Source organism: Rhizobium croatiense, assembly GCF_019793465.1.
GTDB lineage: Bacteria > Pseudomonadota > Alphaproteobacteria > Rhizobiales > Rhizobiaceae > Rhizobium > Rhizobium croatiense.
This window is the reverse complement of sequence record NZ_JAILYJ010000007.1, coordinates 263,154-289,944: the sequence shown is the minus strand read 5'-3', so window position 1 is coordinate 289,944 and position 26,791 is coordinate 263,154. Positions and strand designations below refer to the sequence as shown.

Below are 26,791 nucleotides of genomic sequence, written 5' to 3'. Positions count from 1 at the left end.
CCGTCACCAAACTCGGCGGCAAATCCGTCGTCGCCCGCCTGCGCGCCGATGCCGGCATCGCCCCGGGCCAGAACACCCGCCTTGCCTTCAATCTCGACAAGGCCGTGTTCTTCGATCCCGACAGCCAGATGCGGATCGCGTGATGGTCTGGGGGGTAGGATGAGCGGTTCACCAGACATCGTCATCATCGGCTCAGGCGTCGGCGGCGCGACCGTCGCCGCCGGCCTGGCTGCGACCGGTGCTGACATATTGATCCTCGAAGCTGGCGATCACATTGCCGATCTTCCCGTCAATCGCGACCAGCGCGCCATCTTCCAGCGAGGGCATTTCCGCCCTAGGGAAGTCTGGTACGAGGCGAGCGGCAAAGGCTTCAATCCCGGCAACTACTACAATGTCGGCGGCAATTCGAAATTCTACGGCGCCGTCTTGTCGCGCTATCGCAAAGAGGACTTCGGCGTCATCGAACACCGCGAAGGCGTGTCGCCGGCCTGGCCCTTTTCTTATGAGGAGTTGGAGCCCTGGTACTCGAAGGCGGAGCGGATGTACCAGGTCCGCGGCAATCTCGGTGACGATCCGACGGAACCCTATCACTCGGCTGCCTACGAATTCCCGCCCGTGCCCGACGAGGCGCCGATCGCCGATATCAGGGCGCGCCTCAAGGCGAAAGGACTGCATCCGTTTTCGCTGCCGCTCGGCCTCGATCTCGACGCCTGGCTCTCCAAGGCGCGTACGCCCTGGGACGCGCATCCGAATGCACGGGACGGCAAGATGGATGCCGAGACTGCGGCGCTCGCGGTGGCGCTGAGGCATAAGAACGTGCGGCTCGAAACCAATGCGCGCGCGACGCGGCTCGACACCGGAGCCGGGAGCCGGATCGACCGGGTCACTTATGTCAAGGACGGGCAGACGCTGACCGTCTCGCCTGACATCGTGATCCTTTCGGCCGGGGCGGTCCAATCGTCGGTGCTGTTGCTGCGTTCGAAAAACGACCGCTTCCCCATGGGCCTTGCCAACTCTTCCGATCAGGTGGGCCGCAACTTCATGAACCACAACGCTTCCGCTGTGATCGGCGTTTCGCCACGGTTCAGGAACACCGCCGTCTATCAAAAGACGTTCGCCTTCAACGACTTCTATCTCTCAGACGGGGAGGGAGGACCGCCGCTCGGCAACGTGCAGTTGCTGGGGCGTATCTCCGAAAGAGTTCTGAAGGGCTCTCTGCCGCAGGCTCCGGAATGGCTTCTGCGTTTCATGACGGACCACGCCATCGACTTCTATGCGATGAGCGAAGACGTGCCCAATCCCGAAAGCCGCGTCATGGTCGATGACGATCGGATCATTCTGCAATGGCAGAGAACCAACTGGGACGCCCATCTGGCGCTTGTCGCCAAGCTGAAGGCGATCCTGCGGTCGATCGGATTTCCGATCGTGCTGTCGAGACCTTTCGATAAACGCACGCCGTCCCATCAGTGCGGAACGATCCGCATCGGCAACAACCCTGCCACGGCGCCGCTGGACCCCTATTGCCGGTCCTATGACCACGAAAACCTCTTCGTCGTCGACGCCGGCTTTCTGCCCACGTCGGCTGCGGTCAATCCGGCGCTGACCGTCGCCAGTCAGGCGCTGAGAGTTGCAGATCACATCGCATCGAAGGACTTGCAGACGCGGGCAGATCCGTTGGCGCGTGCCGGTCTCACATAGGACAGTAAAATGGGCTTCGACTATATCATCACCGGTGCCGGTCCTGCAGGCTGCGTCCTGGCAAGCCGCCTCAGCGAAGATCCCGATGTCAAAGTGCTGCTTCTCGAAGCGGGCGGCGGCGACTGGAATCCGCTTTTTCATATGCCTGCCGGCTTCGCCAAGATGACCAAGGGCGTGGCGAGCTGGGGATGGCAGACCGTTCCCCAGAGGCACATGAAGGGCAGGGTGCTTCGTTATACCCAGGCGAAGGTCATCGGCGGCGGCTCGTCGATCAACGCCCAGCTCTATACACGTGGAAACGCGGCCGACTACGATCTCTGGGCCAGCGAAGACGGCTGCGAGGGCTGGGATTATCGCTCGATCCTTCCCTATTTCAAACGGGCGGAGGACAATCAGCGCTTCGCCGACGACTACCACGCCTATGGCGGTCCGCTGGGTGTTTCGATGCCGGCTGCACCGCTGCCGATCTGCGACGCCTATATCCGTGCGGGGCAGGAGCTCGGCATTCCCTATAATCACGACTTCAACGGCCGCCAGCAGGCCGGCGTCGGATTTTACCAGCTGACCCAGCGCAATCGCCGACGGTCCTCGGCATCGCTCGCCTATCTCTCGCCGATCAAGGACCGGAAGAACCTGACCGTTCGGACGGGCGCGCGCGTCGCGCGGATCATCGTCGAAAGAGGCCGAGCGACAGGCGTCGAGATCGCGACCGCGCGCGGCTTGGAGATCGCCCGCGCCGAACGCGAGATCCTGGTGACGTCAGGTGCGATCGGATCGCCGAAGCTTCTTCTGCAGTCCGGCATCGGGCCGGCCGATCATCTCAAATCGGTGGGCGTCAAGGTGGACCACGATTTGCCCGGTGTCGGCGGCAACCTGCAGGATCATCTGGATCTTTTCGTCATCGCCGAATGCACCGGCGATCACACCTATGACGGCGTCGCGAAGCTGCACCGCACATTCTGGGCCGGGATTCAATATGTCCTGTTCCGCACCGGTCCGGTGGCCTCGTCGCTCTTCGAGACCGGTGGCTTCTGGTATGCCGATCCCGAAGCGCGGTCTCCCGATATCCAGTTCCACCTCGGCCTGGGATCAGGCATCGAAGCCGGCGTCGAGCGGCTGAAGAATGCAGGCGTGACTCTCAACTCCGCCTATCTGCATCCGCGCTCGCGCGGCACGGTGCGTCTGTCATCCGCCGACCCGGGTGCGGCACCCTTGATCGATCCGAACTACTGGTCCGATCCGCACGACAAGAAGATGTCCCTGGAAGGGCTCAAGATCGCCCGCGAGATCATGCAGCAGGCGGCGCTGAAGCCCTATGTCATGGCCGAAAGGCTTCCCGGTCCGAAGGTCATGACCGACGAGCAGCTTTTCGACTATGGCTGCGCCAATGCCAAGACCGACCACCATCCTGTGGGCACCTGCAAGATGGGAACGGGACCTGACGCGGTTGTCGGGCCGGATCTCAAGGTCCATGGCCTGGAAGGCCTCCGGGTCTGCGATTCCTCCGTCATGCCGCGCGTGCCGTCCTGCAACACCAATGCGCCGACAGTCATGGTCGGCGAAAAAGGATCGGATCTAATCAGGGGTTTGCCTGCGCTGCCCTCGGCAATCTTCGCTCATGAACGCAACGATTCCAGGCCGCGAGCCCGCGCGGAAATCCGGTAAGGAGAACGACGATGTCTGAAGTCAGAGTTGCAGTGCTTGGCGCCTCGGGCTGGATGGGGAAGGTCCATACGATGGCCTATCAGACCTTTCCGCATTTCTTCGGCGTGTCGGACGGAACGGCGCGGATCGTGGCGCTGGTCGACTGCAACCCTGACGTAGCGCAGGATATTGGCAACAGGGCGCCGGGGGCTAGAATCTACCAGGATTGGAAGCTGGCGGTTGCCGATCCCGAGGTCGATCTGATCGATATCTGTCTGCCCGACCATCTTCACTATCCGGTGGCCAAGGCGGCGCTGCTGGCCGGCAAACACGTTTATTGCGAGAAGCCATTGGCCAACACCGCCGATGAAGCGCGGGAACTGGCCGAGATCGCCAGAGAGAAAGGTGTGATTACGCGTGTCGGACACGCCTTTCCCCGCAATCCCGTTCATGATCTGGCGAAAGACATCATTCAATCCGGTGAAATCGGCGAGATCAAGCTGTTCCGCGGCTGTCAGCACGTCGATATGTATGGTGATCCCACGGCGCCTTTCATGTGGCGCGCCGATGGCAAGCTGGCACCGACAGGCATCGTCGGGGACACGGGTTCGCACATTTTCAGCTTCATGGATTTCCTGGTCGGTCGCGTCAGTTCGCTGATCGCCGACAATCTGATCGTCACGCCGCGCCGGCCGGTCGTCGAGGGCCTTGCCTATGGCGAGCAGGTGAAACTGACGGGCAGCGAATCCTGGGCCGATATCACCAACCCCGACGCCACCAACCTTCTATGCCGGTTTGCCAACGGCGCCGGCGGGATCGTCGATTTCAGCCGTGTTGCGACCGGTCGCAAGTTCATGCAGACCTACGAGGTCTACGGAACCAAAGGCAGCATCGCCTATACCTATGACGAGATAAACCGGCTGCGTTTCTACTCCAACGATGACCGGACGGGACGGCGCGGTTTTCGCGAGATCGACGTGGGGCCGGAGAATTCCACCTTCCGAGCTTTCCTGCCTCTGCCGAATTTCGGCATCGGCTACAACGAAAGCAAGATCATCGAGGTCGCCGAGGTGATCCGCTCGATCGTCTCAAACAGGCCGATGTGGCCGACCTTCGATACCGGCCACCACATCTGCCAGATCGTCGACGCATGCATGGAGTCTTCCCGGCAGAAGCGCTGGGTCGACATCCCGCTCGGATAAACGCCGATGACCATAGACGTCCCGCAGGAAATTCTCGATGCGCTGACCGATGTCGATATGCCTAAGCTTCCGCCTGAAGCCGGCCCTTCGGCAACGGCTCGGCTCGCCGGTATCGACGTGCCGATCTATCGAGCCGGCTGTGTCGTCGTTGGATCGGGTGCTGCAGGTCTGCGCGCGGCTGTGGAAATGAAGCGGCGCGGCGATGATATCGTTGTCATCAGCCAAAGCGCCTGGGGCGGAACCTCGGCCTGCTCCGGTTCCGACAAGCAGACCCTGCACACGGCCAACACGGCGGATCAGGGCGATAGTTACAAGGCGATGGCCCGGGCCATCCGCAGCGGCGGCGCCATGGACGAGGACACCGCCTATGTCGAGGCCGTGGGCTCGTCGCGGATGATGGCGTCGCTGCAGTTTCTCGGTCTGCCGCTGCCGCAGGATCCGCTCGGTGGAACGCTGCGATATCGGACCGACCATGACGAGGTCGGCCGCGCCACCAGCTGCGGCCCGCGCACCTCGCGCCTGATGGTCAAGGTGCTGGCCGACGAGGCGCTCCGGCTCGATGTGCCGTTCTACAACCAGACCACCGCAGTCAAAATCCTCACCGAAGGCGAAGGACCGGATCGCCGCGTTGCCGGGATACTTGCCATGCGCGCCGCTGATCGCATGGAGGGGAACCCGCTCGGAATCGCCTTGTTCGTCAGTAATGTGATCGTGCTCGCGGCTGGCGGACCGGGTGAACTCTATCGCGACAGCGTCTATCCCAATGGGTGTTTCGGCTCCCTCGGCCTGGCGCTCGAGGCAGGCGTCGAACTCGTCAACCTGACCGAAAGCCAGTTCGGCATCGGAACGCGCAGGGAAGGCTTCCCGTGGAATCTATCGGGCACTTACGTCCAGGCGATTCCGCATATCTACTCGGTCGATGCCGAGGGTGGCGAACATCATTTCCTGGCGCAATATTACCGCAGCAGCCAGGAATTGGCGTCGAACGTTTTCCGCAAGGGCTATCAATGGCCATTTCATGCAACGCGCATGCTGGATTTCGGCTCGAGCCTGGTGGATCTCGCCATCCATCGCGAAACTGCCGTGGGGCGGCGTGTCTTCATGGACTTCAATCGCAACCCACTGCCGGTGCCGGGCGACCTGCCGTTCAGCCTGGAGAGGTTGGACGAAGATGTCCGCCTGTATCTCGGCAAGGCGGGCGCCGATCAGGACATGCCGATCGATCGGTTGAAGCACATGAACCCGCTCGCGATCGAGCTCTACCGCCGCTACAAGATCGACATCGCCGCCGACCCGCTGGAATTCGCCGTCAATAACCAGCACATGAATGGCGGCATCATGGTCGACACCTGGGGCCGCAGCAATCTTGCCGGCTGTTACGCGGTCGGCGAAGCGGCGGGCACACATGGCGTAACGCGGCCCGGTGGCGCCGCGCTGAATGCCGGGCAGGTCTTCGGCACCCGGGCGGCCGAGCATATCAGCGCAAGCGGAAGGGCGAAGGGGGTCACCACGGGCGATATGTCAGGTGTCGCAGAGGCAGGTATCACCGCGCTGCTCGCCGCTCTTCGCAGCGAGAGCTCGCTCACCCTCAAATCGATCCGCTCGGAAGTGCAGGCGCGAATGAGCGAGAAGGCCGGCATTATCTGCGATCAGGAGAGCGTCGCCCGAGCCTTGATCGAAGCGCGCAAACTGAATGCGGACATTCGTGCCGGGGGCGTCGCCTACGGCCGCGCAGCCGAAGCGGTCCGCGGCGTGCAATGGCGCCACATGGCGCTCGCCTCGGAAGCCGTGCTCAGCGCCCTCGACTTTTTCATTCGCAATGGCGGCGGCAGCCGCGGAGCGCGAGCAATATGTGATACCGAGGGTGAATCCATTCCATATGCAAGTGCAGGCCCTTTGGAGGAATATCGCTTCCGCAGAGAACGCGAAGCGCATCGGGACGAGCAGATCGTCGTTCGGCTCGACGGCGATAAGCTCAGGCTTTCAACCCGTTCGAACCGCAATTTCGATGAAAGCGCCAAATCCTTCTTCGAGCGGGACTGGCCCGCCTGGTTGACGGGCCGCATCTACGATCTCGGCGCCGGCAAATAAAAGCGTGCCGCAATCGCATCAATCGGGATTGGCAACCGGTGGCGGAACCCGGATGCGCTCCGTGTCGTCAGAGCCTTCGGCGACGGCCTCTTCGCTTTTGCGCACGCGCCTTGGCGGATCTTTTCCTTCGATCGGCTTCGGCGATAATTGGTCGTCGGCCTGGATCTCGTCGGTGTTGAGATAATTCTTGCTTTCACCCATGACGATCACTTCCGGGAATGGAATTGGCAGCCATTAGACAATCTCCTTTGCAAGCTAACGCCAGCTGGCATCGTGAGGTTCCCTCGCTCCTCCGCGAGATATCGCAGCTCAAACGCCGCCAGCTTCGGGGATGTCGAGCTCGATCATGACCGGCGCATGGTCGCTCGTATGCTCCCAGCCCCTTGGCTTTCGCCGGACGCTTGCCGATCGAAGCCACGGCGCCACTGCCGGGCTGAGCAGAAGGTGGTCGATCCGCAGCCCGGCGTCGCGTTCGAAACTGTTCCGCCAGTATTTCCAGAAGGTGTAGATGCGCTCGTTCGGATGCAGATGCCTGACGGCGTCCGTCCAGCCCTGGGCCACCAGCCGGGCATAGGCCTTGCGCACTTCCGGCCTGAAAAGCGCATCGTCCAGCCAGCGCTCCGGCTTGTAGACGTCGATCTCGGTCGGCATGACGTTGAAATCGCCGGCCAGGATCGACGGCACTTCGATTTCGAGGAGTTCGGCGGCATAGGCTTGCAGGCGTCGGAACCAGCGGAGCTTGTATTCGAACTTGGCGCTGGGAAAGGGATTGCCGTTCGGCAGATACAGGCATCCGATCACAAGGCCGTCGACGACGGCTTCGATATAGCGGCTATGGGTATCGTCGGGATCGCCGGGAAGGCCACGCCTTGTCAGGATCGGTGTCTTGCCCTTCGCCAGAATGGCGACGCCATTCCAGGATCTCTGTCCGTGCCAGACGGCGCCGTAGCCGGCCCGTTCTATCTCCCTTCGCGGAAACCTGGCGTCGTCGGTTTTCAGCTCCTGGAGGCAGGCCACATCGGGGACATCCTCCCTCAGCCAGCGCAGCAGGATGTCCAGCCGCCCGTTTATTCCGTTGACGTTATAGGTCGCGATTTTCATGGATCTGATGTCGAAGCGACGCGACCATAATCTAGAACCGCTCCTGTGACACTTCCTCCGGAAGCCGGCGCCCGCAATCGGCCCAGGCAAGGCGACTCTCCACGCCATAGTGCCCTGCCGGTTGAATCCGCTCGGGGTGATCGAGCGAGCCGGCCGTCACGCGGATCAACTCATCACCGTCGTACTGCAGATAAAGTGGCGTCCCACACGTGCTGCAAAAACCGCGCGTTGCAATAGGCGAGGATCGATAAACGGCGGGAGCAGCATCCGTCCACACGAGTTTCTCGACTTTGGCTTGGACAAGAACCGCGAAAGGACCACCGGTCGCCTTCTTGCACATGTCGCAATGGCAGTAACCCGAATGCGGCGTGTCGCCGGTGAATTCATACCGGCAGGATCCGCAGAGGCAGCCGCCGGTCCATCGCGTCGCCATGGCCTACACCTCAACGCGTCGCGCCGTAGACAAAAGCGATGGCGGCGACGATCGCTGCGGCCGTTAACGGCTGCCGCCTTATCCGATCCTCGATCTCCCGGGCGAAGCTCGTCGCTTCCGCTTTTGCCAGGCGGGCTGTGCCGGAAGCGAGCTCCGATCCGGACTCTGCGATGCGGCCGGCTTCTTTCTGAAGTGCGCGCAGTTCCTCGTGGTCGCGGCCGCTCGAGCGCAGGACCTGGTCGACCAATGGATATTCTTGGTCAAGCGCTGTCGGGTCAGGCTCACGCTTTACGCGCTCAGCCGCCTCGACGTCGCTACGACCGGCGGGTATCGAGGTATGGGTAATCGACACCGGATCGGACGCCGGAAACGTGTCTTCGATGGCTTTGTCGAGCTCGCCCTTTCGGGCCTTGCTTCGCTGCTCTGCCTGCTCTTTGCGCAGGGACTGGACCGCCGGGGATTCGTTGGGATTTGGCATGGGGGCTTCCTCTGTTGCTCTTTGACAATCAAAGCGATGACAAAGAAAGAAGTTCCAGAAAAATGCGTCAGCACCTCAAGCCGCAACGTCTCGGCAAGGGAAGGTGGAATTATTCGCCCCGGCACCCGTGTACGATGACATCGCCCGCATATGGGCCCATTCGACTGTAGGCCAGTTTGCCGGACCAAAGTCCTGCCTGTGTTAGTACCTTTGGTCCGGTTGCATTTAACCTCCGGAAAAGCGAAAATTCGCGGCGCGTCCAGCAAGCGTGGAATTGGGAAGAACGGATGAACGAGGTGACGGCATGACAATCTCCAAGCGTCATTTTTTGAGATTGGGTGGTTGTGCTACCGTCGCCCTGGTGGCTGCCGCATCGCCTTTGACAATCAGTTTGGAGGGCTCCCTGCCGACGGTGGCGGTCAAGCATGCGCAGGCAAAAGACGGCAATAACGGGAACGGCAATGGGGGCGGAAACGGCGGCAGTGGCGGAAACGGCGGCGGTGGCGGCAACGGCGGCGGCAGTGGTGGAGGGAACGGCAATGGGGGTGGAAGCAGCAATAATGGTTCCGGCAACAGTGCGGGTGGAAACTCCGGCAGATCCTCTTCCTCTTCAGCCGCCTCGTCGAAAGAAGTGGGGGCGAGGGCGACTGAAGATTCAGACGGATCGATCAACGTACGCCACGCAAACGGCATCACCGAAAGCCTGCGCAGCGGCCGCTATGTCATGAAGGACCCGAAAGGCAGGACGATCATAAGCCGTCAGGCAACGGCCAACGATGCACGCCGACTGAGCCGCTTCTTTCGCTAGAGTTGATGCCGAACAGTGTGAGCCGCTTTCGGACGACATCATGCTAATTAGAACAGGATGATTTTCGGCCGACTAGGACAAGTCGGCCCGGCGCTACCGCCGTTCGCGCCATTGCAGGGCCGCTTCGGTCCTGTTCGAGACGCCGAGTTTGCTCAGAATCTGGGTCATATGGTGCTTCACGGTCTTTTCCTGCAGGTTGAGGCGCAAGCCGATGTGCTTGTTGGAAAGGCCTTGAGCGACAAGATCCATCACCTCGCGTTCCCGTGGCGTCAGACCGTTCTTGTCGGAGGCTGCGCCATTCAGCGAATTCTCCATGACCTTTGCCGACATCGTCGGCGAGATATATCGTGATCCGCTGAGGACGGTCCGGATCGCCTCGGCGAGACCACGGGAGCCGACACCTTTGAGAACATAGCCCATCGCCCCGCGTTGCAGGGCGCCAAGCAGCGTGTCCACTTCTTCGGATACGGTCAACATCAGCACTTTCGTCGCCGGACTGTGCTCCAGGACGTCGCTGATCGCAGCCAATCCGCCGCCGGGCATCGAGACATCGAGAAGCATGACGTCGGGGCGGTTGTTCGAAGCGATCATGGTGGCGTCTTCGCTGCTGGCGCCTTCGCCGATAACCACGAAGTCGCTCATCTCCGACAAGCTGCGCGTTACGCCCTCGCGAAAAAGCGGGTGGTCGTCTACGACGCCGACGGTGATTGCTGTCATCTCTCTAGTCTCCAACTTCCATAGGCTCGAAGGTCATGGTCACGGTCGTTCCTCCTTCGCCTGTCTTGATATCGAAGGATCCCCCCAGGCTCTCGATGCGTTCGCGAAGCCCCACCAGGCCGAGGCTTCTCGGCCTCACTTCCGCCGGGTCGAAACCATCGCCACGATCGCTGACCTCGACACTGACATGACCGTTGTGCGACACAGCTTTCACGGTCTGCTCAACGCCGCCGCCATGGCGATAGGCGTTGTTCAGGGCTTCCTGGATGAAGCGATAGATACAGATCTTTACGGCAGTCGCGAGTTCGGGTCCATCCTCGTCGATGATTGTTTCGACGAGGGTTTCGGTCTTGTGCTGATGCGCTTCGACGACCCGCTGCACGATCTCGCTGATCGTGGATTTTTCGATCTGTGGCAGCACCAATCCGCTGCAGATATTGCGGATCTCCGTCATCGCCTCGGCCAGGCTCGAGCGGATCCAGGCAAGTTCCTTTTCCCGGGCTTCGGGTTTGGTAGAGGCGTTGATCAAAAGGTCGCTGTCGAGTCGCAGTGAAGCATAGGCGATGTGCTGTGCAGGCCCGTCGTGCAGATCGGCGCCGATGCTGCGCAGATATGTTTCGTTCAGGGCCGCCACCCGCTGCGAAGCGCGCTGCAGCCGCCGCTGAAGACCGCGATTTTCGGAGAGCAGCGCCGACAATTCCGTCACCCGTTCTTTGAGATCCTTGCGCTGCGCTTCTATCGTGCGGCTGCCCCGAAACACCAGGGCGGAGAGAACGAGGAAAAACACCCCCGTGAGGGCTGCGACCGCCCCCCAGCTCCGCAGCCTCGCACGTGCTAGACTGTCGGCGAGACCCTCCGCCGTCTCGTAGAATTCGAGCACGGCGACCGCCTGGCCCGACCACGGCTGCAGAACCGGGTTGTAGATTTCCATCAACGGCTTGCCGAGCGCGCGCTCGACGCCGCTTTCCGGGTCTTCGGCGATCTCGTAGCGCGCAACGAGCGACCCGGCGAATGCCTTCTGCAGCTTGTCGCTTACGGGAAACTTCTGGCCCACCAGTTCTTTCACGTTCGAATAGAGAATGGTGCCGTCGCTTCGCCACAGCTTGAACGAGATAAGGCGCCTGCCGAGCGCGCCCTGGCCGAGCGTCTCGTCCAGCGCCTGGGCGGTGCCTTCATCCAATAGCGATTCCGTTTGCATGTCGGGAAGCAGCGGCGCCACGACGCTGTCGACGTAAAGCGCCGTTGCCGCGCCGGAATTATGAATGACGGCTTCCTCGATCAGATGGGTCACGAGAACACCGACCAGAAACATGACGGCGATCGAGACCAGGCCGCCCGCGATGAAAAACTGGGAGGCGAGAGAGCGGGCATTCCAGCGGCGAAGCCAATTCATTTTGATACCGGCAAGTGATTTTGCCGACTAACCTACAGCGTCTTTAGAGTTTTTCCAGACAGGATCAGGGCAGATTCCTGGTATCGAAGACCTCGGCGCCTCTGATGCTCTCGGTCAACCGGAGGCCGTCGCCTGACATGGCTGCGCCAAAGGCATAGAGAAGGCCGGCCAGAACGACGACGAGAGCGATGACGGAGACGTTCCAGGCGTCATTCACATGGGATCTGTTATTGCGGTTCATGTGCGGATCTCCTTCCGTGTCTTTCAAACGACGCCGTCAGGCCCCCGTTCCACGCCGGGGACTTCGGTCGAAGAGGCTTGGGACCATGGTCCGATCACCGTGGACAATGGCCGATTCAGCCATATTTTCCGGTTCGACGGAGTTGGTTTCGGAGGCGTATGCGTGACAATTTCTGCGGACATCGAAGGCGGCGCAGACGCCGCATTTTCCACCTCTTCGACACCGTTCGGGGAGGGCGTCGCCGACCTTTACCAAGCCCTTCTCGTGCCGATCCTCTTCGAACCCTATGCGTCGGAAATGGCGAACGTCGCCCAACGGCTAAAACCCGTCAGCGTGCTCGAAGTCGCGGCGGGGACCGGCGCCCTGACACGCGCTCTGCGCGCCAGGCTCGATCCGGCGGCCGAGATCGTCGCCACCGATCTCAGCCAGGCAATGATCGACGTCGGCGCCCCGTCCTTGACGCTGTCGCGGACCCATTGGATGCATGCGGATGCGCAAAATTTGCCCTTCGCCCACGCAATGTTCGATCTCGTCATCTGTCAGTTCGGCGTCATGTTCTTTCCCGACAAGCCAAAGGCCTATGGTGAGGCGAAAAGAGTTTTGCGGAGCGGGGGCCGTTTCCTGTTTTCGACATGGGATTCGCTTGCGACCAACGACTTCGCAAGATGTGTGGACGAATGTCTGAGAAGGCTCTTTCCGTCCGCCCCCCCGGACTTCCTCGAACGTTTGCCATACTCCTATTTTGACCCCGGTGCGATCAAGGCACAGGTTTCTTCGGCGGGCTTCGAGGCGGTTTCCTGCGATCGGGTGACGTTGACCTCGGTCGCGGCCACCGCCGATCACGTTGCGGCGGCATTCTGCAAGGGTTCGCCTCTCAGAGGAGAGATCGAGGGGCGGGCGCCGGAGCGCATGTCCGAGATCGTTGATGAGGTGGCGGAGCAGGTAGCGTCGCGCTACGGCGCGAGCCCTTGCGGAGACATGAGCGCGTTCATCGTCGCCGGCCGCGTTCGGTAACTGTTCCAGCCGCGGATCAAAATGCAGAGCGGACGCCTGATCGGCGCGGAGGCTTTGATTAAGGTACCATCCCGTAGTTTGTACGTGAGGGTTCGTGCATCGCGTCGATGACGTGCTGCTCGATCTCGAGACAGGTCTCGTCATATTCCCGCACCAGCTTCAGATTGAACCGTCGCCGCCGGAGACGGTCGCGTGCTTCGACCGCCATCTGATAGGCCTCGAAAAGCTCGAGCTGCCACGGCTCGCGCGCCTCCATGATCAGCGTCCGTATCTGCGGCAGGCGCATCGCCAGGCGCCTGCGTCCAGCTTCCCGGCGGTTGGATCGTGTCATCTCCCTCAGTCTCCTGCCATGCCCACAACGCGGAGCCCCTGCGATCCTTAAATAGCGCCGGCAACGATTATTGAAATGGGTTTCGGACCTATGGCCGGGCCCCCTCAGACTGAGGTCCGAGAGCTGGAACGACCCGGTGCGCAGCTAGTTGGTCTGCCAGCGGTCGCGAAGACCGTGTTGAAACAGAAGGAGGAAAACATGCTCTTGAAGCTTATTGCCGGCGCGGCAACCGCCGTGTCCCTGATGTCGGGCGTCGCATTCGCCCAGTCCTCGACCGTCAACGGGGCGGCGGGCGGCGCGGTCACAGGAGCGATCGTCGGTGGTCCCGCGGGCGCTGCTATCGGCGGCGTTGCCGGCGCAGTTGTCGGCACGGCGATCGATCCGCCGCCGCAAAAGGTGGTCACCTATGTCCGCGAAGCTCCGGCACCGTCGACGCGCGTGGTCGTGAAGGAAAAAGTTGTCGTCGGCCAGCCGTTGCCGGAAACGGTCGTCGTGACGCCCATCCCGGACGACCCGACATATGCTTACGCGGTGGTCAATGACCAGCGTGTCATAGTCGAACCGTCGTCTCGCAAGGTGATCCAGGTTATCAAGTGACCTGATCGTACACGCGGCTCTGCCGCGTCTTGCTTCCGAAAATCAGCTTTCAGAACCAGCCGCACGATGGACGGCAGCGTCGTCGTGCGGCCGAAACAGAGAGATCATTATGAAGACCAAGACATTTGCCGTGCTGATGACGGCACTCTCGATCGGCGTTTCGCCGGTTGGCCTCATCTCCGCCTCGGCGCAGGATGCGCCGATCATTCCGAAGAAGGGTGCCGCTCAAAGCGGCCAGTCCGGCGGCGCTGCGACTGAGCAGCCGAATGCGGGCGCCGCCGCGCCGGGCGGCACGGGCACAGCGACTGACCCGGGCACAGCGACTGACCAGGGTGCGCAGCAGCCTTCCAGCTCCGGCGGAAGCTCGTCGGGTGCATCCTCGGGAGCCACCACCAATGGACCCTCTGGCCAGGCGACCGAGCCCGACGCCAAAACGCAGCCGGATGCGAAGACACAGAGCTCCGGCGAAACCGGCTCCGGTGGAACTTCGGACAGCTCGAAAACGACCGAGCCTGGCAAACCTTCGACGGAAAGCCAGCAGCCTGCCGGCAGCAAGGACGCCGGCACATCGACGGGCTCCGGCGAAACCCAGAAGTCGGGCGAGGCGAAGCCTTCCGGCGGTTCGACCGAGACCCAGTCGAACAGCAATACCTCGGTCGACAGCAGCAAGACCCAGACGAACACCACGACCAACGTGAACATCTCGGTCGAGCAGCAGACGGAAATCCGCAGCGTCGTGAAGGAGGTTCACGTCGAGCCGGTTCGGGAGACGGATTTTACGGTCTCGGTTGGTACCGCCATCCCGAAGAAGATCAGGCTCGAACCGCTGCCGCCGCGGATCGTCGAGATCGTGCCGCAGTACAAGGCCTATCGTTTCTTCATCCTGGCGGACGGCCGGATCGTCATCGTCGATCCCTCGTCGTTCACCATCGTCTACATCATCTCGGCGTAGAGCGCCGCGGTGCCCGGCGGCAGTCTGTGCCGCCGGAACCAGGGAGAAGGACATGATCTATTCCGAAGAAAAATCCGCTGGCCTGGCCATGCCGCTGATCGCCATCCTGCTCGCAATCGCCGGCATTCTCGCCGCGCTTGTCGCCACCGGCGGCCACAGCAGTGCCGGTCCACGCGTTTGGGTTCCCCAGGCACAACAGCAGGAGGCGGGCCAATGAACGCCGTTGCATCCGTCGCCTTCGGCATCGTCAGTTCGGTTGGCGCCTGTATGGCCGCGGTATCGGTTGCCTCGCACGTCGTGGCGGATTCCGAACCGCACGCTTTCCCTGAATTGGCCGCGGGCGATCTATGGACGGCGAGCCCGGTGAAAATCGATCCTCGCCAACAGCATTATGAACGAATTGCCCCGCTCTATTCCAGCTATGTCACCGAAGCGCCGACGACCGTGGCGTCAAGGACAACGGCGCAGCCCGCTCGCCCGGCGAGCAAGCTGCAGACGCGGCAGCCAGAATTGTCCCTCCAGCATCTCGCCTGGTGCGCGCAGCGCTACCGCTCCTTCGATCCGGCGACCAATAGCTACCGATCCTATAGCGGCGAGACCCGCGAATGCTCGTCGCCGTTTCAGCAGAATATCGCCGAAGGCGATGAAGGCGGCGGTCCGAAAGTAAATGCGCAGGCAGCTGCCCGATGCGCCGCTCGCTATCGATCATACCGGCCGGAAGACAATAGCTATCAACCCTGGGACGGACCGCGGCGAAGCTGCGACATTTCGGATCTGGTCGCGACCAGCAACTAACCATGGCCGGGGCGAGGCGTACGAAATCGCGCCGAGCGGGCAGGCCAGACTAAAGTCCGTGTTGTAATCGTACCGGTTGTGATATCCGGTTGTATTTGAGGGCGGAGAGTGGGGATGGCGACGACGCTGATAGCAGAAATCCACCAGGCGCAGACAAGGCTTCCGTTCCTGAGCAGGGCGGAGCGGGGAGCCCTCATCATGCGCATCCTTCGTGAGCTGAAGACGCTGCGTCAGGAGGTTCTCGGAAACGTGCCGGCCGATCGCTGTGTCTGGATCGACAGGCTTATTGCATCGGTCTCCTCGACGATATCGGAAATCGTCACCATGCAGGACGCCGAATTCAATCGGGTTCTGAACGAGTTCGAAAAGCTCATGGCGACGCTGCATAACATTTCCCGCCCGGAAAAGCCGTCGAGGACGGTTCACTAGCTTCGACCCTGGCAATGACGGGACTGATGACCCTTTCAATATGACCTGTACGACGGGCCACTGCGCTGGAAACCGATCCCGGTGCGCAAGCGTTCTCCTCGCATGACCGAAACAAAATCTCCCGACGCGGCGCCCTCCGGCGAAGATGATCGAAAGCCCGGCGCGGATGTATCCTTTCCCTACGACAGGATGACTGTCGAGCAATTCCGAAGACGCTTCCCCCGCGCCCGCTGGAGCGATGATCGCAAGGCCTGGTTCGTTCCCGGCAGCACGGCGTCCCGCCGCATCGGACGATGGCTTGCCGAGCTGGAGGCCGAGGCCGACGCGCATGCGGATGCGAAGGGGCGGGATGCCTTCGCCTTCGATCCGATCGACAGTCCATATCTTGAACTCGGCAAGGCAGGCTTTCGAATCCGCACACCCTATTCGAAGACCGTCGTCGACGAATTGCGCGAAGTGCCGTTCTCGCGGTGGGACAGCGACCTTCGCTTATGGCACGTCCCCTTCCGATCCTATGAGGGTCTCAGACGCCGATGGCCTCATATCGAAGCGGCGGCTCGCAGAAACGAGCCGGAGGAGAGACGACGGCGCGCCGAGGCGCGTAAGGGGGCCGAACAGGATCTGCGCAGCAGGCTTCGCTCGGCCGAACGAAAGCGCCATCGCTACCCGCTTCCCGCCGGCGACTTGCCGCCGATAGGACGCCCGATCGCCACCTCCTATGGGATCGTCGTGTTTACTGATATCACCGGCGAACTGGTTGATGCCCACCCCGTTGCGAACTTCTATCCTGGCGTCAACGAGGATGATCTCTGGGGATATTGGCGGGCGCCGACATTCGAAGAGCTTGTCCGTACGTGGCCGGCAAAAACACCGCCCCTTCGAGGTGCCAGATGGTGGCTGCCGACGATCGAAGAGCTGAGGCCCGCCCGCCGCGCGGCAAGATCACGCAACGCCAAGAAGCGCGCGAAGGCGCCGTGACCGCAGCTGCCGCAAGGGGCTGGACCTGTCGCAGAGGCAGTTCCAGTGTGCGCAGTCCGCGTGGGAACAAATTCCCACGTCGGCCATTTGTCGTCCATGAAAACAACCCTGCCGATGTCGCTGCTCGCGCTGGCCATCTCCGTTGGCGGCGCCGCCGCGCGGGATCTCCAACCCGAAGCGATCAACGCCGCCTCGATTGCCGACATCGAGACGGCAAAGCCGTCGCCCGCAGATCCGGACCCGGCGATCGTCCGTCTTCAGGTCCTGCTCGACCGGGCGGGCTCGTCCCCCGGCGTGATCGACGGCCTATCCGGGGAGAACGTCAATAAGGCCGTGGCCGGCTTCGAGGCCATGAACAAGCTTCCTGTCGACGGCAGGCCGGATCCCGAGGTCGTTTCCCGTTTGGAAGACACTGCCGCCATTATCAGGAGCTACGTCGTCTCGCCGGAGGACGCCACGGGTCTCGTCGAGACGATCCCAGAGGATTACGGCGACAAGGCAAAGATGCAGAGCCTCGGCTATACCAGCGTTGCGGAGAAGTTGTCCGAACGCTTTCATATGGGTCTTGATCTGTTGAACGCGCTCAACCCGGCTTCGCAGTTTGCACCTGGAGACACGGTGTGGGTCGTCGACCCCGGCCCCGCAAGGGCAGGCAAGGTCAAGAAGATCGAGGCCGACAAGAAGATAGGCCAGGTGCTGGCCTATGCCGAGGACGGATCTTTGCTGGCCGTCTATCCCGCGACGATCGGCAGCAAAGACAATCCGTCGCCCTCAGGAAAGCACAAGGTCAAGGGCGTCGCGAGGATGCCGGTCTACCGATATGATCCGAAGCGCAACTTCAAGCAGGGAAAGAACGACAAGGTCCTGACGATCCCGAAGGGGCCGAACGGACCGGTCGGCAGCGTCTGGATCGACCTGACCGAGCCGACCTATGGAATCCATGGGACGCCGGAGCCCAAGCTCATCGACAAGGTCGGCTCGCATGGTTGCGTGCGGCTGACGAACTGGGACGCCGAAGAGCTGGCCGGCATGGTCAAGCCGGGCGTCCTTGTCGATTTCGTCAATCGCAGCCCGGCCGCCCCGAGGTGAGGCGCGCCGGCCTGCAATCCACCGGGCTCCGCCGTGTCAGCGATTACGATGCCTTGGCTTCGAAAGCCGGGGCAAAATCACCCAGCGATTTCGCCTTGAGGATCATGCCGCCGATATCCTGCTCCACGATCGCTTCCAGATCGGCGAAGCCGTCAATGACGTAATAGATCGGCTGCAGGATATCGATGCGGTAGGGCGTCCTGAGAACGCTCAACAAATCGAACGGCCGGAATTCGCAGGCCGTGCCTTCCGTTGCCGCCTTCGCCTCACTCGGCGATGAGACGATGCCGGCGCCGAAGCAGCGGCGGCCTTGCGGCGTATTGATCAGGCCGAATTCGACCGTGAACCAGAAAATCCGGAACAGGTGCCATGAATAGCCCTTGCCGAGGCGCATGGCCGTTTCGCCGAAATGCCGGACGAAATTGGCATAACTCTGATTGGTCAGCAGCGGGCAGTGGCCGAAGACCTCATGAAACAGGTCTGGCTCTTCGATATAGTCGATATGTTCGCGACGGCGCAGGAAGGTTGCCAGCGGGAATTTGCCTTGCGACAGAAGCTCGTAAAAGCGCGAGGGCGGAATGAGCGCCGGCACGCCTTCGACGCCGAAGCCGGTGGTCTCGTTGAGGCGTCTGTTCACATCGAGAAGCTGAGGCACTTTCTCCGGCTTCAAGCCCAGCAGTTTGACGCCATCCAGATATTCCTGGCAGGCGGTGTCGGCCAATATCTTCATCTGACGCCGGTAGAGTTCGCCCCAGATCGCATCTTCCTCGGGGCTGTAGTCGTAGAGGCCGTCCGGGCCGGGCAGTTTGGCGGTGTAGCTGCTTTCTTTGGTCATCGGCTGATTCCTCCCGAGAATGGCGCTATTTCTGCGATTATGCTCCGTGCCGGGCGGATTTTCTTTTCTTTCGTGCCGCGTATCGCCATAGTGATGAAAAATATTCTCGACCGGCAGAGCGAAAATGAAAGAAACCGGGAACTTTCGCCGCAAGCTTCTGAAGCTCATCCAGGCCGATGGCAGCCTGTCGCTGGCGGACCTGGCGGAGAAGGCCGGCATGTCGCAGAGCTCCGCCTGGCGGAAGATCCAGGAACTGGAAGCCGACGGCGTTATCCGCAAGCGCGTGACGCTGCTCGATCCCGGCAAACTCGATCTCAAACTCTGCGTGATCGCCCATGTCACGCTGGAGGATCACCACGAAGAGGCGGTCGCGTCCTTCGCTTCCGTGGTGCTGGAACGCCCGGAGATCATGGAGTGTTATGCCTTGTCGGGCGCCTTCGACTATATGTTGAAGATCCGGGCCAGCGACGTGGAAAGCTACGAAGCCTTCATGACGCGTTACCTCATGCGCAACCCGCATGTGCGCACCGTGGTATCGAGCTTCGTGCTGCGTGAGCTGAAATTTTCGACCGAACTGCCGCTCTGACCCCTGTCCGGACCGGCGTTCAACGTGTGCCGTCGCCGTGCCAGCTGCCCGGCATGCGTACCGGAAAACCCTCGAATGTCTTCAGCGTGTCGAGGACGATCGAGGTTTTCACGTGCTGCACCGACTCGTGCGGCAGGAGAACGTCGTTGACGAATTTGGAGAGGTCGGCGAGCCCGCGGGTCGCGACCTTCAGGTGGTAGTCCATTTCACCGGTCAGCGCATAGGCTTCGAGAACCTCCGGCAGTCCGTTGATCAGCTGGGAAAACCGCCGGGCATTATCCCTGTTGTGGGTGGCAAGCGTCACCGAAATGACCACCAGCATGTCCAGCCCCAGCTTCTCCCGATCGAGATAGGCACGGTAGCTGCGGATATAGCCCTCGGCCTCCAGCCGCGTACGCCGGCGCGAGCATTGCGAGGGTGAGAGAGCGATGCGATCGCCGAGCTCGTTGTTCGTCAGCCTGCCATCCCTTTGCAGTTCCTGGAGCAGGCGCAGATCCAATTTGTCCAGCTGTTCATCCATTGCGCAAAATCTCCAAAATACTCACGAACCGTGCATAATATCTTCTGCACGCATAAAGAATGCAAGAACTTTGCGCGCGCTTTGGGCCACACTTTGCACAGTCAAACTCCAATCTTCAGGAGGAGAAAATGGGTCCTTTCCCGCATGATGCACCGCCGTCGGAAATCACCGCCGACAACCCGGCCGGCACCGACGGCTTCGAATTCGTCGAGTTCGCGCATCCCGAGCCGGAGAAGCTCAGCGAGCTCTTCACACGCATGGGCTATGTTCCGGTTGCCAGGCACAAGACGAAAGACATCACCGTCTGGCGCCAGGGCGATATCAACTACGTCGTCAATGCCGAACCCGGCAGTCATGCCGCCCGCTTCGTAGAAAAGCACGGTCCCTGCGCCGCATCGATGGCCTGGCGTGTCGTCGACGCCAAACACGCCTTCGACCATGCGGTGTCGAAAGGCGCCGTTCCCTATGAAGGCGATGACAAGATGCTGGACGTCCCGGCGATTGAAGGTATCGGCGGCTCGCTGCTTTATTTCGTCGAGACCTATGGCGCCAAGGGATCGGCCTACGATGCCGAATTCGATTGGCTGGGTGAGCGCAACCCGCGCCCTGAAGGGATCGGCTTCTACTACCTCGATCATCTCACCCACAACGTCTTCCGCGGCAATATGGACAAGTGGTGGGATTTCTACCGCGAGCTGTTCAACTTCAAGCAGATCCACTTCTTCGATATAGATGGCCGCATCACCGGTCTGGTCAGCCGCGCCATCACCTCGCCCTGCGGCAAGATCCGCATTCCGCTGAATGAATCGAAGGACGACACCAGCCAGATCGAGGAATATCTGAAGAAGTACCGCGGCGAGGGCATCCAGCACATCGCCGTCGGCACCGAGGATATTTATGGGGCCACCGACCGGCTTGCCGACAACGGGCTGCGCTTCATGCCGGGTCCGCCGGAGACCTATTACGACATGTCTTATGAACGTGTGAACGGCCACAGCGAACCCATCGAGCGCATGAAGAAGCACGGCATCCTCATCGACGGCGAAGGTGTGGTGAATGGCGGCATGACGAAAATCCTGCTGCAGATCTTCTCGAAAACCGTCATCGGCCCGATCTTCTTCGAATTCATCCAGCGCAAGGGTGACGAGGGGTTCGGCGAAGGCAATTTCCGCGCTCTCTTCGAGTCGATCGAGGCCGATCAGATCAAGCGTGGTGTCATCGGGACCGCAGCGGAGTAAACTCTGCGGCGCCGCGCCTCCGAAAGAGGCGCGGCGCTGGAGGATTGAGGGAGGAGTTGAGCAATGGACCAGACATCGATCCAGGCTTCCGGCGGTGAAGCAGCAGTGGCAGACGAAGTGAAATATATGCCGGGCTTCGGCAACGACTTCGAAACCGAGTCGCTTCCCGGCGCTTTGCCGCAGGGCCAGAACAGCCCGCAGAAATGCAATTACGGTCTTTATGCCGAGCAGCTTTCCGGCTCGCCGTTTACCGCGCCGCGCGGGACGAACGAAAGGTCCTGGCTTTATCGCATTCGCCCGAGCGTGCGCCACACGCGCCGCTTCTCGAACGCCTCCTATCCGCTCTGGAAGACCGCGCCCTGCCTCGACGAGCATTCGCTGCCTCTCGGCCAGCTTCGCTGGGACCCTATCCCTGCGCCCGAGGAAAGACTGAATTTTCTGGAAGGGGTGCGGACGATCACGACGGCCGGCGACGCCACGACCCAGGTGGGCATGTCGGCTCACGCCTATGTCTTCAACGAGGACATGGTCGATGACTATTTCTTCAACGCCGATGGCGAACTGCTGATCGTGCCGCAGCTCGGCGCCCTCCGCGTGTTCACCGAAATGGGCATCATGGATGTCGAGCCTGCGGAAATATGCCTCATCCCGCGCGGCATGATGTTCAAGATCCTCACATCAGGCGAGCAGCCGGCCTGGCGTGGTTATATATGCGAGAACTACGGTGCCAAATTCACGCTGCCGGAGCGCGGCCCGATCGGCGCCAACTGCCTGGCGAACCCGCGCGACTTCAAGACGCCCGTCGCCGCTTTCGAGGACAAGGAAACGCCGTGCCGCGTCCATGTGAAATGGTGCGGAAAATTCTATGTCACGGAGATCGGCCATTCGCCGCTCGATGTGGTGGCCTGGCACGGCAATTATGCCCCGTTCAAATACGATCTCAGGACATTTTCTCCGGTCGGCGCCATCCTCTTCGATCATCCCGATCCGTCGATCTTTTCGGTACTGACCGCGCCGACCGAGGATGCCGGAACCGCCAATGTCGATTTCGTGATCTTTCCGCCGCGCTGGCTGGTGGCCGAGCATACATTCCGCCCGCCCTGGTATCACCGCAACATCATGAGCGAATTCATGGGTCTGATCCATGGACAGTATGACGCCAAGGAAGAGGGTTTCGTGCCGGGTGGCATGAGCCTGCACAATATGATGCTGCCGCACGGTCCGGATGCGCTCGCCTTCGAAAAGGCAGCCAATGTCGAGCTCAAGCCGGTGAAGCTCGATCACACCATGGCCTTCATGTTCGAGACCCGATACCCGCAGCAACTGACGAAATACGCCGCCGAGCTGGAAACGCTGCAGGACGATTATCTCGAGTGCTGGGACGGCCTGGAGCGCAAGTTCGACGGAACCCCCGGTATCAAGTGATAACATCGGAATTGGAACATGAAACTTGCGACATTGAAGGATTCCACCCGGGACGGCCGCCTCGTCGTCGTTTCCCGCGACCTGACCCGCTGCTCGGAAGTCGGCCACATCGCCCGAACCCTGCAGGCGGCCCTCGACGACTGGGAGCATGTCGCGCCGCGCCTTCAGCTGATTGCCGAAGGCATCGAGACCGGCGCCCAGCCGACGATCCGGTTCCACGAACATGACGCAACGTCACCTTTGCCGCGGGCCTATCAATGGGCCGACGGTTCCGCTTACGTCAACCATGTCGAACTGGTGCGCAAGGCCCGCGGCGCCGAGATGCCGGCAAGCTTCTGGACCGATCCCTTGATGTACCAGGGCGGCTCGGACGGTTTCCTCGCGCCGCGCGACCCGATCGTGATGGCCGACGCCGCTTATGGGATCGACATGGAAGGGGAGGTCGCCGTCATTACCGGCGACGTCGCCATGGGATCGGACCCGCAGGTGGCGCGCGACGCCATCCGCCTGGTGATGCTCGTCAACGACGTGTCGCTGCGCGGCCTGATCCCCGAAGAACTCGCCAAGGGGTTCGGTTTCTTCCAGTCCAAGCCGGCCTCGGCATTTTCCCCAGTCGCGGTGACGCCAGACGAACTCGGCGACGCCTGGGATGGCGGCAGGCTGCATCTGCCGCTGCTCGTCAGCCTGAACGGCAAGGCTTTCGGCAAGGCCAATGCCGGCATCGACATGACCTTCGATTTCGGCCAGCTGATCGCCCATGCCGCCAAAACCCGCCATCTCGCGGCCGGGACGATCATCGGCTCGGGAACGGTTTCCAACAAGCGGGACGGCGGCCCGGGCAGGCCGGTCGAAGACGGCGGCGACGGCTATTCCTGCATCGCCGAAATCCGGATGATCGAGACGATCGAAAGCGGCTCGCCGAAGACCCCCTTCATGCAGTTCGGCGACCAGGTCCGCATCGAGATGAAGGACCGTGCCGGCCATTCGATCTTCGGGGCGATCGAGCAGACCGTCGAACGCTATGGAGGAGCGGGACCGCAATGAGCGAGGTCGTTCTTTACGACTACTGGAGATCGTCGGCGAGCTACCGCGTCCGCATCGCCCTCAACCTGCTTGGGATCGACTACAGGACGGTGCCGGTCAACCTCTTGGAGGGGGCGCACAGGAAGCCGGACTATCTCGCGCTCAACCCGCAGGGGCTGGTGCCGACGCTGGTGATCGATGGAGGGCCGCTGACGCAGTCGCTGGCGATCATCGAATATCTGGCCGAGCTGCGGCCGGAATGCGGATTGCTGCCGTCGGACAGTGCCGATCGCCAGCATGTGCGCGCGCTTGCCTATGCGGTCGCCATGGACATCCATCCGATCTGCAACATGCACGTCGTGTCGCATGTCATGACCCTGACCGAGAAGGCGGATGCCCGCGAGGAATGGATGAAGCATTTCATCGCCGACGGACTTGGCAAACTGGAAGCGATGATCGCCGAATCCGGCGGAGCCTTCTGCTTCGGCGATACGCCGACAATGGCGGACCTCTGCCTTGTCCCGCAAGTTTATAACGCCCGCCGCTGGGGCGTCGATCTCACGGATTTCAAGCGCATCGTCGCGATCGACGCCAGGTGCGCCGCAATGCCGGCCTTCCAGGCGGCGCATCCTGACCGCGCGGCCGAAGCCTCATCGCCGGGCAGGAACGCAGCAGGCTGAGGCCAGGCTGCTGGCCGGCGAGCCTACGCGTCCCGCCACGAAGTGAATATCGCAGCCTGACCCAACCGTTTGCCGCTTTCGTCGATAAGCTGCCAGACGGTCACGTTCTCGATCCAGAAACGCCGCCCAGATTTCGCTATCCTGAGGCCGCGGCCATTCTCGACAAAACCATCGCGGGTCACGCTATCCAGCAGCCGCTGACGCTCGGCGCGATCCGGCGGCTCGGCCGAAAGCCGCGACGGCAGCGTGATGAATTCGTCCCAGCTATATTCGAAGCAGCTCTGCGCCGTCCTGTTCGCGTAGATGAAGCGCGGATCGGGCTCGGTATTGTGCGCGAGGACCACGAAAGGAGCAGAGTTGTAAAGCCAGCCCGGCCCCTGTCCGTCCTGGACAAGAGGACGGCCGACGATGCGCACGTAGCTGCCGGTGAGCAGGGAGAAGAAATCGGGATCGCTCGTCAGGTCGAGGGCGTGATTGTCATAGATAGAAGTCACGAAGTGCCTCGCTGGTCAAATGCCTCGGAGCAGGCGACATGGTGGCAGCTTGCCTCAGGGCGAGGCCATCATCTGCGGCGACTGTGGTCATGCGAAAGCTATTGCTTAACAGCCGTCCAGTGCCGTGATCTTCGAGACCAGCGTGGTCTGGACATCGGCCCGGCCCTGACAGCGCCGTCCATCACGAGTGACGTATTCGTACGAAACGAAGACGGATCGCGCGTGCGATCTCAATGCCGGCTTTGAGATCCCCGCCCTCGCTGTTTAGAAATACCAGCGCCTTGTTGGGGGCCGCGGCCACGTTTCTGAAAACGATTTCGTCACCTCCGTTTAAGACGCCCGTGACCGAGATCAGGTCCGTGTCTCTCGCGTGATCTCCGCTGCGGACAGAGAAAATGCGCATAGAAACAACAACCCAGCCACGATGTAACGCATCGTTTCCCCCGCCTTCGCTCGCGCTATTGAACATCGCGAGGGATGTTTTGCAAGACTGATCATGCAACCCCGCAGAGGGCTCGGCCTGTGGATCGAAGTGAAGGAGGCCGGACGCCAATCTCTTGGCAAATCCGCTATGACATTCCTTCGCTCGGGTCTCGATGTGATATACAGCGAATGTCGCCACCCTTGTTAACGTGATACGACAGTCAGAAGACGAGCATCCCGAGGAGAACAGCGTCTTGTCTGGATCCGACGAACCCGAGAAGCCGGCGGAGCGTTATCAACTCGGCCTCTGCCTTTCGGGCGGCGGCTATCGGGCCATGCTGTTCCATGCGGGATCGCTTGCAAGGCTGAACGAGGCCGGTCTTCTGGCGAAGCTCGATATGATCTCTTCGGTATCGGGCGGATCGATCGCCTCCGGCGTGCTTGCCTATGTGTGGCCGCGGCTTGTCTTTCAGAACGGGGTCGCTGTCAATTTCAAAGTCGAGTATTTGGATCGCATTCTGGCCTTCAGCCAGGTCTTTGCGGATGGGCCGAGCTTCCTGAAGGGCGTGTTCAATCCCTTCTCGAGTGCGGCGGAGGAAGCCGCCAAACTCTACGAGCGACATCTGTTCGACGGAAAGTCGCCAAGCCTGAAAGAACTGCCGGGATCGCCCTGGTTCGTTTTCTGCGCCAGCAATCTCAGCACCGGTTCGCTCTTCCGCATGTCCAATCGCTATATCGCGGATTACCGGATCGGCCTCTCGTCCGGCGCTTCCGCTTGCGACCGCAGTTGCCGCCGCGGCCGCATTCCCGCCCGTGCTGTCACCGCTGCGATTGGACCTGTCGCAGTTTTCATGGAAGAGAGAAAAGCTCGATGAGACGGTCGGTGAACCTGTCGCTCCGGGCAGGGCAATATTGAGCGATGGCGGCGTTTACGACAATCACGGCATCGAGCCGGCGCTGAAACGTTGCGACTGCCTGCTCGTCAGCGATGCCGGCGCGCCGTGGCGTTCCTCCACCCGCGGATATTGGAACTACTTCAGCCAGCTCAAGCGGGTGCTCGACACGGCGGACAATCAGGTGAGGGCGCTGAGGCGGCGGGACCTGATCGGCGGCTTCAAGGCCGCAAAAGGGGCTGATCTGCTCGGCCTCGATGCTCCCTCGAAATCGGCTCTGCGCGCAAGAACGCACGGCGTCTATTGGTCGATCGACAGCAGGGACGCCGAACTCGCGCCCTATGCTTCTTACACGCTGCCGCCGTCGTCGGTCGTTCCCGCCGACGTCGGCACTTATCTTCATTTCCTCGGCGCGAGAGAGACGGAGCGCTTGGCGAATTGGGGACACTATGTCTGCGACGCGATGCTCAACCGGTTTTACCCATCGCCGCTGGCTCCATCGTCTGGGCCGCCACTGGCGGCCGGGAGCGTAAAGCCATCTTGGGCGGCTAGCGCAAGCAAGCGGCTGTTCGACGTCCTGCCTTTGTGACTTCCGGGCCGCGACCAACGGCTAACGGGTCGCCGTGAACGACAAAGCCGGGCGTGGCAGCCCGGCTTTCTCGGCCTTCAACTCAACGTCGGCT

29 protein-coding genes and 2 pseudogenes are annotated in these 26,791 nt (G+C 61.5%); 20 read left to right on the top strand and 11 right to left on the bottom strand.

Annotated features, from left to right (window positions below):
• From K6M89_RS14330 to K6M89_RS14310, 5 genes and pseudogenes are all read left to right on the top strand, one after another.
• Window positions 1-143: pseudogene (locus tag K6M89_RS14330) on the top strand (sugar ABC transporter ATP-binding protein); the annotation flags it as partial.
• A gap of 16 nt (window positions 144-159) precedes the next feature.
• Complete coding sequence (locus K6M89_RS14325) at window positions 160-1,698, top strand: GMC oxidoreductase (protein ID WP_222139873.1); 1,539 nt, start codon at window positions 160-162, stop codon at window positions 1,696-1,698.
• Window positions 1,699-1,707: 9 nt separating this feature from the next.
• Complete coding sequence (locus K6M89_RS14320) at window positions 1,708-3,363, top strand: GMC family oxidoreductase (protein ID WP_222139872.1); 1,656 nt, start codon at window positions 1,708-1,710, stop codon at window positions 3,361-3,363.
• An 11-nt stretch (window positions 3,364-3,374) separates the two neighbouring features.
• The gene (locus K6M89_RS14315; protein WP_222139871.1) at window positions 3,375-4,544 is read left to right on the top strand and encodes a Gfo/Idh/MocA family protein; all 1,170 of its coding nucleotides are present in this window, start codon (window positions 3,375-3,377) and stop codon (window positions 4,542-4,544) included.
• Window positions 4,545-4,550: 6 nt separating this feature from the next.
• Window positions 4,551-6,635, top strand: a complete 2,085-nt coding sequence (locus tag K6M89_RS14310; protein ID WP_222139870.1) for an FAD-dependent oxidoreductase — start codon at window positions 4,551-4,553, stop codon at window positions 6,633-6,635.
• Window positions 6,636-6,653: 18 nt separating this feature from the next.
• Here K6M89_RS14310 and K6M89_RS14305 read toward each other — a convergent pair whose 3' ends face one another.
• The 4 genes from K6M89_RS14305 to K6M89_RS14290 form a co-directional block, all read right to left on the bottom strand.
• Window positions 6,654-6,836: a hypothetical protein gene (locus K6M89_RS14305; protein ID WP_064683424.1), complete on the bottom strand. Its 183-nt coding sequence runs from the start codon at window positions 6,834-6,836 to the stop codon at window positions 6,654-6,656.
• Between the two features lie 108 nt (window positions 6,837-6,944).
• Entirely contained in the window at window positions 6,945-7,736 is a 792-nt protein-coding gene (xth, locus tag K6M89_RS14300; protein ID WP_222139869.1) for an exodeoxyribonuclease III, read from the bottom strand.
• Between the two features lie 31 nt (window positions 7,737-7,767).
• Window positions 7,768-8,169, bottom strand: coding sequence for a GFA family protein (locus tag K6M89_RS14295; RefSeq protein ID WP_077994056.1), 402 nt, complete (start codon window positions 8,167-8,169; stop codon window positions 7,768-7,770).
• Between the two features lie 10 nt (window positions 8,170-8,179).
• Window positions 8,180-8,647 (bottom strand): hypothetical protein, encoded by a 468-nt coding sequence (locus tag K6M89_RS14290; RefSeq protein ID WP_222139868.1) that lies wholly within the window; start codon window positions 8,645-8,647, stop codon window positions 8,180-8,182.
• A gap of 304 nt (window positions 8,648-8,951) precedes the next feature.
• On the opposite strand from K6M89_RS14290, the gene K6M89_RS14285 reads away from it, so the two are divergent.
• The gene (locus tag K6M89_RS14285) at window positions 8,952-9,455 is read left to right on the top strand and encodes a hypothetical protein (RefSeq protein ID WP_222139867.1); all 504 of its coding nucleotides are present in this window, start codon (window positions 8,952-8,954) and stop codon (window positions 9,453-9,455) included.
• 93 nt (window positions 9,456-9,548) lie between these two features.
• Here K6M89_RS14285 and K6M89_RS14280 read toward each other — a convergent pair whose 3' ends face one another.
• The 3 genes from K6M89_RS14280 to K6M89_RS14270 all read right to left on the bottom strand — a co-directional run bounded on the left by K6M89_RS14280 (window position 9,549) and on the right by K6M89_RS14270 (window position 11,806).
• Entirely contained in the window at window positions 9,549-10,172 is a 624-nt protein-coding gene (locus K6M89_RS14280) for a response regulator (RefSeq protein WP_222139866.1), read from the bottom strand.
• 4 nt (window positions 10,173-10,176) lie between these two features.
• On the bottom strand, window positions 10,177-11,565 hold the full coding sequence (locus K6M89_RS14275; RefSeq protein ID WP_097579021.1) for a sensor histidine kinase: 1,389 nt from the start codon (window positions 11,563-11,565) through the stop codon (window positions 10,177-10,179).
• 64 nt (window positions 11,566-11,629) lie between these two features.
• The gene (locus K6M89_RS14270) at window positions 11,630-11,806 is read right to left on the bottom strand and encodes a hypothetical protein (RefSeq protein WP_170964719.1); all 177 of its coding nucleotides are present in this window, start codon (window positions 11,804-11,806) and stop codon (window positions 11,630-11,632) included.
• 162 nt (window positions 11,807-11,968) lie between these two features.
• On the opposite strand from K6M89_RS14270, the gene K6M89_RS14265 reads away from it, so the two are divergent.
• Entirely contained in the window at window positions 11,969-12,820 is an 852-nt protein-coding gene (locus tag K6M89_RS14265; protein ID WP_222139865.1) for a class I SAM-dependent methyltransferase, read from the top strand.
• Between the two features lie 58 nt (window positions 12,821-12,878).
• Here K6M89_RS14265 and K6M89_RS14260 read toward each other — a convergent pair whose 3' ends face one another.
• Complete coding sequence (locus tag K6M89_RS14260) at window positions 12,879-13,151, bottom strand: hypothetical protein (protein WP_222139864.1); 273 nt, start codon at window positions 13,149-13,151, stop codon at window positions 12,879-12,881.
• A gap of 198 nt (window positions 13,152-13,349) precedes the next feature.
• On the opposite strand from K6M89_RS14260, the gene K6M89_RS14255 reads away from it, so the two are divergent.
• From K6M89_RS14255 to K6M89_RS14225, 7 genes are all read left to right on the top strand, one after another.
• Window positions 13,350-13,748 (top strand): DUF1236 domain-containing protein, encoded by a 399-nt coding sequence (locus K6M89_RS14255; RefSeq protein ID WP_097606978.1) that lies wholly within the window; start codon window positions 13,350-13,352, stop codon window positions 13,746-13,748.
• 109 nt (window positions 13,749-13,857) lie between these two features.
• Window positions 13,858-14,700: a DUF1236 domain-containing protein gene (locus K6M89_RS14250; RefSeq protein WP_222139863.1), complete on the top strand. Its 843-nt coding sequence runs from the start codon at window positions 13,858-13,860 to the stop codon at window positions 14,698-14,700.
• A gap of 52 nt (window positions 14,701-14,752) precedes the next feature.
• Entirely contained in the window at window positions 14,753-14,917 is a 165-nt protein-coding gene (locus K6M89_RS14245; RefSeq protein WP_222139862.1) for a hypothetical protein, read from the top strand.
• The gene (locus tag K6M89_RS14240; protein ID WP_222139861.1) at window positions 14,914-15,495 is read left to right on the top strand and encodes a BA14K family protein; all 582 of its coding nucleotides are present in this window, start codon (window positions 14,914-14,916) and stop codon (window positions 15,493-15,495) included. The genes K6M89_RS14245 and K6M89_RS14240 overlap by 4 nt, the downstream gene beginning before the upstream one ends.
• A gap of 114 nt (window positions 15,496-15,609) precedes the next feature.
• Window positions 15,610-15,924, top strand: a complete 315-nt coding sequence (locus K6M89_RS14235) for a hypothetical protein (protein WP_097579025.1) — start codon at window positions 15,610-15,612, stop codon at window positions 15,922-15,924.
• Window positions 15,925-16,026: 102 nt separating this feature from the next.
• Window positions 16,027-16,902: a hypothetical protein gene (locus K6M89_RS14230; RefSeq protein ID WP_222139860.1), complete on the top strand. Its 876-nt coding sequence runs from the start codon at window positions 16,027-16,029 to the stop codon at window positions 16,900-16,902.
• A gap of 96 nt (window positions 16,903-16,998) precedes the next feature.
• Complete coding sequence (locus K6M89_RS14225; RefSeq protein WP_222139859.1) at window positions 16,999-17,991, top strand: L,D-transpeptidase family protein; 993 nt, start codon at window positions 16,999-17,001, stop codon at window positions 17,989-17,991.
• A 43-nt stretch (window positions 17,992-18,034) separates the two neighbouring features.
• On the opposite strand, the gene K6M89_RS14220 is transcribed toward K6M89_RS14225, so the two are convergent.
• Window positions 18,035-18,826 carry a phenylalanine 4-monooxygenase gene (locus K6M89_RS14220; protein ID WP_222139858.1) on the bottom strand — a complete coding sequence of 264 codons (792 nt, stop codon included), beginning with the start codon at window positions 18,824-18,826 and terminating at the stop codon, window positions 18,035-18,037.
• 124 nt (window positions 18,827-18,950) lie between these two features.
• On the opposite strand from K6M89_RS14220, the gene K6M89_RS14215 reads away from it, so the two are divergent.
• A complete protein-coding gene (locus K6M89_RS14215) occupies window positions 18,951-19,412 on the top strand; it encodes an Lrp/AsnC family transcriptional regulator (RefSeq protein WP_010030248.1) in 462 nt (153 codons plus the stop codon).
• A 19-nt stretch (window positions 19,413-19,431) separates the two neighbouring features.
• On the opposite strand, the gene K6M89_RS14210 is transcribed toward K6M89_RS14215, so the two are convergent.
• Window positions 19,432-19,932, bottom strand: coding sequence for an Lrp/AsnC family transcriptional regulator (locus tag K6M89_RS14210; protein WP_222139857.1), 501 nt, complete (start codon window positions 19,930-19,932; stop codon window positions 19,432-19,434).
• Window positions 19,933-20,060: 128 nt separating this feature from the next.
• On the opposite strand from K6M89_RS14210, the gene hppD reads away from it, so the two are divergent.
• The 4 genes from hppD (at window position 20,061) to maiA (ending at window position 24,298) form a co-directional block, all read left to right on the top strand.
• Window positions 20,061-21,170: a 4-hydroxyphenylpyruvate dioxygenase gene (gene hppD / locus K6M89_RS14205; protein ID WP_222139856.1), complete on the top strand. Its 1,110-nt coding sequence runs from the start codon at window positions 20,061-20,063 to the stop codon at window positions 21,168-21,170.
• Window positions 21,171-21,233: 63 nt separating this feature from the next.
• A complete protein-coding gene (gene hmgA, locus K6M89_RS14200; RefSeq protein ID WP_222139855.1) occupies window positions 21,234-22,595 on the top strand; it encodes a homogentisate 1,2-dioxygenase in 1,362 nt (453 codons plus the stop codon).
• A gap of 18 nt (window positions 22,596-22,613) precedes the next feature.
• A complete protein-coding gene (locus K6M89_RS14195) occupies window positions 22,614-23,639 on the top strand; it encodes a fumarylacetoacetate hydrolase family protein (RefSeq protein WP_222139854.1) in 1,026 nt (341 codons plus the stop codon).
• Window positions 23,636-24,298, top strand: coding sequence for a maleylacetoacetate isomerase (gene maiA / locus K6M89_RS14190; protein ID WP_222139853.1), 663 nt, complete (start codon window positions 23,636-23,638; stop codon window positions 24,296-24,298). Before K6M89_RS14195 ends, maiA begins: the two co-directional genes overlap by 4 nt.
• 23 nt (window positions 24,299-24,321) lie before the next feature.
• On the opposite strand, the gene K6M89_RS14185 is transcribed toward maiA, so the two are convergent.
• Window positions 24,322-24,792 carry an MEKHLA domain-containing protein gene (locus K6M89_RS14185; RefSeq protein WP_097579033.1) on the bottom strand — a complete coding sequence of 157 codons (471 nt, stop codon included), beginning with the start codon at window positions 24,790-24,792 and terminating at the stop codon, window positions 24,322-24,324.
• A 635-nt stretch (window positions 24,793-25,427) separates the two neighbouring features.
• On the opposite strand from K6M89_RS14185, the pseudogene K6M89_RS31630 reads away from it, so the two are divergent.
• A pseudogene (locus tag K6M89_RS31630) lies at window positions 25,428-26,697 on the top strand (patatin-like phospholipase family protein).
• Window positions 26,698-26,791: the final 94 nt, after the last annotated feature.

Bases quoted from the DNA above. Each gene is read 5' to 3' on its own strand.
- K6M89_RS14325 (WP_222139873.1), top strand. From the start codon at position 160: ATGAGCGGTTCACCAGACATCGTCATCATCGGCTCAGGCGTCGGCGGC.
- K6M89_RS14320 (WP_222139872.1), top strand. From the start codon at position 1,708: ATGGGCTTCGACTATATCATCACCGGTGCCGGTCCTGCAGGCTGCGTC.
- K6M89_RS14315 (WP_222139871.1), top strand. From the start codon at position 3,375: ATGTCTGAAGTCAGAGTTGCAGTGCTTGGCGCCTCGGGCTGGATGGGG.
- K6M89_RS14310 (WP_222139870.1), top strand. From the start codon at position 4,551: ATGACCATAGACGTCCCGCAGGAAATTCTCGATGCGCTGACCGATGTC.
- K6M89_RS14305 (WP_064683424.1), bottom strand. From the start codon at position 6,836: ATGGGTGAAAGCAAGAATTATCTCAACACCGACGAGATCCAGGCCGAC.
- xth (WP_222139869.1), bottom strand. From the start codon at position 7,736: ATGAAAATCGCGACCTATAACGTCAACGGAATAAACGGGCGGCTGGAC.
- K6M89_RS14295 (WP_077994056.1), bottom strand. From the start codon at position 8,169: ATGGCGACGCGATGGACCGGCGGCTGCCTCTGCGGATCCTGCCGGTAT.
- K6M89_RS14290 (WP_222139868.1), bottom strand. From the start codon at position 8,647: ATGCCAAATCCCAACGAATCCCCGGCGGTCCAGTCCCTGCGCAAAGAG.
- K6M89_RS14285 (WP_222139867.1), top strand. From the start codon at position 8,952: ATGACAATCTCCAAGCGTCATTTTTTGAGATTGGGTGGTTGTGCTACC.
- K6M89_RS14280 (WP_222139866.1), bottom strand. From the start codon at position 10,172: ATGACAGCAATCACCGTCGGCGTCGTAGACGACCACCCGCTTTTTCGC.
- K6M89_RS14275 (WP_097579021.1), bottom strand. From the start codon at position 11,565: ATGAATTGGCTTCGCCGCTGGAATGCCCGCTCTCTCGCCTCCCAGTTT.
- K6M89_RS14270 (WP_170964719.1), bottom strand. From the start codon at position 11,806: ATGAACCGCAATAACAGATCCCATGTGAATGACGCCTGGAACGTCTCC.
- K6M89_RS14260 (WP_222139864.1), bottom strand. From the start codon at position 13,151: ATGACACGATCCAACCGCCGGGAAGCTGGACGCAGGCGCCTGGCGATG.
- K6M89_RS14255 (WP_097606978.1), top strand. From the start codon at position 13,350: ATGCTCTTGAAGCTTATTGCCGGCGCGGCAACCGCCGTGTCCCTGATG.
- K6M89_RS14250 (WP_222139863.1), top strand. From the start codon at position 13,858: ATGAAGACCAAGACATTTGCCGTGCTGATGACGGCACTCTCGATCGGC.
- K6M89_RS14245 (WP_222139862.1), top strand. From the start codon at position 14,753: ATGATCTATTCCGAAGAAAAATCCGCTGGCCTGGCCATGCCGCTGATC.
- K6M89_RS14240 (WP_222139861.1), top strand. From the start codon at position 14,914: ATGAACGCCGTTGCATCCGTCGCCTTCGGCATCGTCAGTTCGGTTGGC.
- K6M89_RS14235 (WP_097579025.1), top strand. From the start codon at position 15,610: ATGGCGACGACGCTGATAGCAGAAATCCACCAGGCGCAGACAAGGCTT.
- K6M89_RS14230 (WP_222139860.1), top strand. From the start codon at position 16,027: ATGACCGAAACAAAATCTCCCGACGCGGCGCCCTCCGGCGAAGATGAT.
- K6M89_RS14225 (WP_222139859.1), top strand. From the start codon at position 16,999: ATGAAAACAACCCTGCCGATGTCGCTGCTCGCGCTGGCCATCTCCGTT.
- K6M89_RS14220 (WP_222139858.1), bottom strand. From the start codon at position 18,826: ATGACCAAAGAAAGCAGCTACACCGCCAAACTGCCCGGCCCGGACGGC.
- K6M89_RS14215 (WP_010030248.1), top strand. From the start codon at position 18,951: ATGAAAGAAACCGGGAACTTTCGCCGCAAGCTTCTGAAGCTCATCCAG.
- K6M89_RS14210 (WP_222139857.1), bottom strand. From the start codon at position 19,932: ATGGATGAACAGCTGGACAAATTGGATCTGCGCCTGCTCCAGGAACTG.
- hppD (WP_222139856.1), top strand. From the start codon at position 20,061: ATGGGTCCTTTCCCGCATGATGCACCGCCGTCGGAAATCACCGCCGAC.
- hmgA (WP_222139855.1), top strand. From the start codon at position 21,234: ATGGACCAGACATCGATCCAGGCTTCCGGCGGTGAAGCAGCAGTGGCA.
- K6M89_RS14195 (WP_222139854.1), top strand. From the start codon at position 22,614: ATGAAACTTGCGACATTGAAGGATTCCACCCGGGACGGCCGCCTCGTC.
- maiA (WP_222139853.1), top strand. From the start codon at position 23,636: ATGAGCGAGGTCGTTCTTTACGACTACTGGAGATCGTCGGCGAGCTAC.